Source organism: Paraburkholderia sp. SIMBA_054, from assembly GCF_046534875.1.
In the GTDB taxonomy this organism is placed as follows: Bacteria; Pseudomonadota; Gammaproteobacteria; order Burkholderiales; family Burkholderiaceae; genus Paraburkholderia; species Paraburkholderia hospita.
The window spans coordinates 1-259 of record NZ_JAWRXV010001113.1 but is presented as its reverse complement, the minus strand read 5'-3'; the positions used below and the strand labels follow the sequence as shown (position 1 = coordinate 259).

The 259-nt window shown below is 66.0% G+C and carries 1 protein-coding gene; it reads right to left on the bottom strand.

The window, feature by feature from the left end:
* Positions 1-259, bottom strand: a 259-nt coding sequence (locus tag SB822_RS58610; RefSeq protein WP_410859310.1) for an aldehyde dehydrogenase family protein, incomplete at both ends; no start/stop codon positions are given.

Here is a 259-nt window from a genome sequence, read left to right as displayed (position 1 = left end):
GTTATCCACGGCATTCTCGAAACGCGCGTGCGCGCCGATGATCGCCGGCGATTTGCCGCCGAGTTCGAGCGAGACCGGCGTCAGATGCTCGGCGGCGGCGCGCATCACCTCGTGGCCGATTTTCGTCGATCCCGTGAACAGCAGATGATCGAAGGGCTGCGCGCTGAACGCAGCGGCGAGCGCGGCATCGCCGTTGACGACCGCGACGTGATCGCGCGCGAAGGTCTGGCCGATCAACTGCTCGAACAACGCGGACGTG